Source organism: Paenibacillus zanthoxyli JH29 (genome assembly GCF_000520715.1).
GTDB classification, from domain to species: Bacteria; Bacillota; Bacilli; order Paenibacillales; family Paenibacillaceae; genus Paenibacillus_AQ; species Paenibacillus_AQ zanthoxyli.
The window spans coordinates 1-3,551 of sequence record NZ_ASSD01000464.1; the positions used below are offsets into that span (position 1 = coordinate 1).

Below are 3,551 nucleotides of genomic sequence, written 5' to 3' on the forward strand. Positions count from 1 at the left end.
CCCCTCCGCTCCGCCTCGGCTTTCAGCGGCGCGAAGGCGCGCTCCATCAGCGGCGTCGTCCCGGCCAGCCAATTGCCCGGAAAATCACCAGTCAGCTCGCCGAGCGATTCCGGCAGCCGTCCCTTGGCGGCGCGAAAGCTGTGCAGCGCGCTCCAGAGCGCAGCCAGCTGTTCCTGGCGCTGCTGCCACTCGGCCCCGCGGTCCGCCAGTTCCCCGGCATCCGGCGGCTTGCATGCGCAGGCTGCGGCATCGTAGGACTGGATCGTCGTCCGGCCGCTCTCGTTCCGCTCTAAGGTATAGGCCACGGGAAGCCGCTCCTTCCAGAGCAGCCATTTTCCCGACCGCTGCATGCCAAGCACAACCGTCAAAGAAGGAACTTTGCCGCCGCCGCTTCCAAGCAGCCCGGCTAGACCGCGTGCGGAAGCTGCGCCGTCAGCCTCCCTTGCTGTGAACAAAAGTGTATCCGCCGTTGAATCACTGGCCTTCTCCTGATCGGGATTGCTTTCTGGGTGCGCGGCTGGAACGGTATTCGTTTGGCCCTCAGGTTCGACTGCCGTCATCATAGAACCGTCGCCCGGCGCTTTAGCTGCAGCCGGCATCAGTACGAGCAGCAGAAATGACACCAGCAGGAGCAACCTGCGTATTCTGCCATTTCGCTTCTCCCGCTCCCTTGCCGTCCTTAGCAATTCTTCCTCGTACTCACGCAGCATATCGGACGGTACTTTGCTCTGCTCAAAGGCCTCGTACACGCCTCCGGCCTGATTAAAGCAGTAATTCGCCTTGCCTTCCTGCCCGTTTTTCTTATATTCCTTGCCCAGCAAATACCACGCCATTTTATTGTCGGGATGCATCTGTACGTACTGCTTGAGGTACTGCGAATTTTTCATCGTCGCCTCCGTGTGCTTGGAACAGGCTTAATATTTATACTATATATCGGACCAACAACAGCAAAAAGACACCCCTGTCACAATAAAATCTGTGAACCGGGATGTCTTTTCATAAGCCAATTAATAAATTCGTGAAACAAAAGAATTAACCTTACTTGTTGAAAGGCGTATCCGCAATCTTGATGGAATCCGTCGGACATCCGTCAGCGGCATCTTGCAGATCGTCTAACAAATCTTCCGGAATGTCCGTTACGCCGCGGTTGGCGTCTCCCTCGTAGATAACTTCAGCCAGTCCTTCGTCGTCATAATCGTAAATGTCAGGAGCGGTAGCGCCACAGGCTCCGCATGCGATGCAGGTATCTTTCTCTACCCAAGTGTATTTAGCCATTATGTTCTGCCTCCTACTAATCAATCAGCTCCGCCCAAAGCAGGCTGTTATTCTAACGATTGTCGTTCCTTGGTGGACGAGTGTCGTTTCTTCTTGTCATATTAATATAAAAAGACGGCAATTTCAATCCATATTCCCGCGCTTTTGTCTAAACGGCTTGAATCAAGCTACTCCTCATCCTGCTGCGGCCGGCGCAGCTGATCCTTCTGCAGCGAGGTTCCGCGCGCCTTGTGATTGCGCAGCAGATTGGTGTGCGGATCGCTTAACATCCCCGCTGTCAGCACGGCATTCTCGCCGAATTTGTTGCGCAGCATATCCATGACCCGGTTCAGTGATTCCTTTTTCGGCTGGCGCTCATAATCGAACAGGTCAAGCTGAATGGCAGAGTCCTCCTTCGGAGTCAAGCCGTGCAGCGTCACTCCGAGCAGACGAATGGGCTTCTCCTCACCCCAATGCTTTTGAAACAATGCGCAGGCCGCTCTGTATATATCCTCAGCCGTCTCGGTCGGAGCCTCCAGCTGTCGCGAGCGGGTGATGGTCTTCATATCAGGAGTCCGCACAGTAAGCTGAACGCCGGAAGCGACGAGCTTCTGCCTTCGCAGTCTTCTGGCCACCTGGTCGCTTAAAGCGAGCAGAACCGGCCGCGCTTCGGCTATCCCTGAGATATCGCCGGGCAGCGTCGTCGTATGGCCGATCGATTTGCTCTGCTCCCGTTCCGGGTTCACGGGAGAGTCGTCGATGCCATTCGCAGCGCGTTTAAGCCAGGAGCCCAGAACGCCGAAGACGTCAAGCAGCATACTTTCATCCGCCGCAGCCAACTGACCGATGCTGTAGATGCCCAATTTTTTCAGCTTATCTGCCGTCTTGGCGCCGATCCCGAACATTTCTCCGCAAGGCTTGTTCCACAGCACCTTGGGCACATCCCGCAGTCTTAAGATAGAAATACCGCTCGGCTTCTTGAGATCGGAGGCCATCTTGGCCAGCAGCTTGTTGGGCGCGATTCCGATGGAGCATGGCAATCCAAACTCAACCATAATGCGGTTCTGTATGGTCCCGGCAATCTCCAGCGGTGTGCCGAACTGGCGTGACCCTGTTATATCGAGGTAACACTCGTCGATGGATACCGCTTCCAGCAATGGCGTATAGCTGTAGGCAATTTGCATGAAGGCTGCCGAATAACGGCGGTAGAGATGGAAATCGGGCTTGATGACAATGAGTTCCGGACACACGCGCAGGGCCCTCTGCACCTGCATGCCCGTAGATATGCCGCGCCGTCTTGCAGGATAGGAGCAGGTAACGATTATTCCTTTGCGCAGCTCCACGCTTCCGGCCACCGCAGTTGGCTTGCCTTTATAGGCTTCCGGATTCTCGGCTTCATGCACGGAACAGTAGAACGCATTCATATCCACATGCAATATGACCCGGCCGCTGGCGGGATAATACCGGTCTACCTTATCGCTCATGTCAGCCCTCTTCCTTCATGATTATACTGATACTGCGCCCATTTCCTTGCTGATTTTTAGCATACCGCTCCCCGCTTAACAGGTCAATCCGGTTTGAAAGGCCTGCCCTCCGAGAAATTTCCGGTCTTTTTTACTAAAATTAAATATTAATGTGTGAGTTCTCTGTTACATTCCAGCGTAAAAATGCTATAATATAAAAATTCATTCCCGCTAAGTTTAGGCTTCCGATGCCAGTTTGGCGAAGTACACTCACGGAAGTTATGTTATCAAAACTTTTAGGAGGACGCACATGTCTAAGTCCATCTCCATCTTCGATACAACGCTGCGCGACGGCACCCAAGGCGAAGGAATCAGTCTGTCGGCGGACGACAAGCTGAAAATCGCCAAGAAGCTCGACGATCTGGGTGTGCACTACATTGAAGGTGGCATTCCGGGAAGCAACATGAAGGATATCGAATTTTTCAAAAGAGTGAAAGATCTTCATTTGAACGCCAAAATCACCGCATTCGGCAGCACGCGCCGCAAGAACTCGCAGGCGGACCAAGATGACAATCTCCAGCGCATACTGGCAGCAGGCGTACCGGCAGCGACACTGGTCGGAAAATCATGGGACTTCCATGTGCACACCGCCCTGCAAACCAGTCTAGAGGAAAATCTCGCCATGATCGGCGATTCCATCGCATATTTAAAAAGTAAAGGGCTTGAAGTCATTTTTGACGCCGAGCATTTCTTCGACGGATATAAGAATAATCCCGAGTATGCTGCGGCAGTCATGTCGCGCGCTCGCGAAGCGGGAGCCGATTGGCTCCCTAA

At 53.8% G+C, this 3,551-nt stretch carries 2 protein-coding genes and 2 pseudogenes; 1 reads left to right on the top strand and 3 read right to left on the bottom strand.

The window, feature by feature from the left end; all coding sequences use genetic code 11:
• The 3 genes and pseudogenes from L691_RS0118035 to L691_RS0118045 form a co-directional block, all read right to left on the bottom strand.
• Positions 1 to 887: pseudogene (locus L691_RS0118035) on the bottom strand (L,D-transpeptidase); the annotation flags it as partial.
• A 151-nt stretch (positions 888 to 1,038) separates the two neighbouring features.
• Positions 1,039 to 1,275, bottom strand: coding sequence for a ferredoxin (locus L691_RS29285; protein WP_036737311.1), 237 nt, complete (start codon positions 1,273 to 1,275; stop codon positions 1,039 to 1,041).
• A gap of 167 nt (positions 1,276 to 1,442) precedes the next feature.
• On the bottom strand, positions 1,443 to 2,738 hold the full coding sequence (locus L691_RS0118045; RefSeq protein WP_025691815.1) for a DNA polymerase IV: 1,296 nt from the start codon (positions 2,736 to 2,738) through the stop codon (positions 1,443 to 1,445).
• A gap of 289 nt (positions 2,739 to 3,027) precedes the next feature.
• Here L691_RS0118045 and L691_RS0118050 point away from each other — a divergent pair.
• A pseudogene (locus L691_RS0118050) lies at positions 3,028 to 3,551 on the top strand (citramalate synthase); the annotation flags it as partial.

Coding starts and splice junctions, on each gene's coding strand:
- L691_RS0118045 (WP_025691815.1), bottom strand. CDS start 2,738: ATGAGCGATAAGGTAGACCGGTATTATCCCGCCAGCGGCCGGGTCATA.
- L691_RS29285 (WP_036737311.1), bottom strand. CDS start 1,275: ATGGCTAAATACACTTGGGTAGAGAAAGATACCTGCATCGCATGCGGA.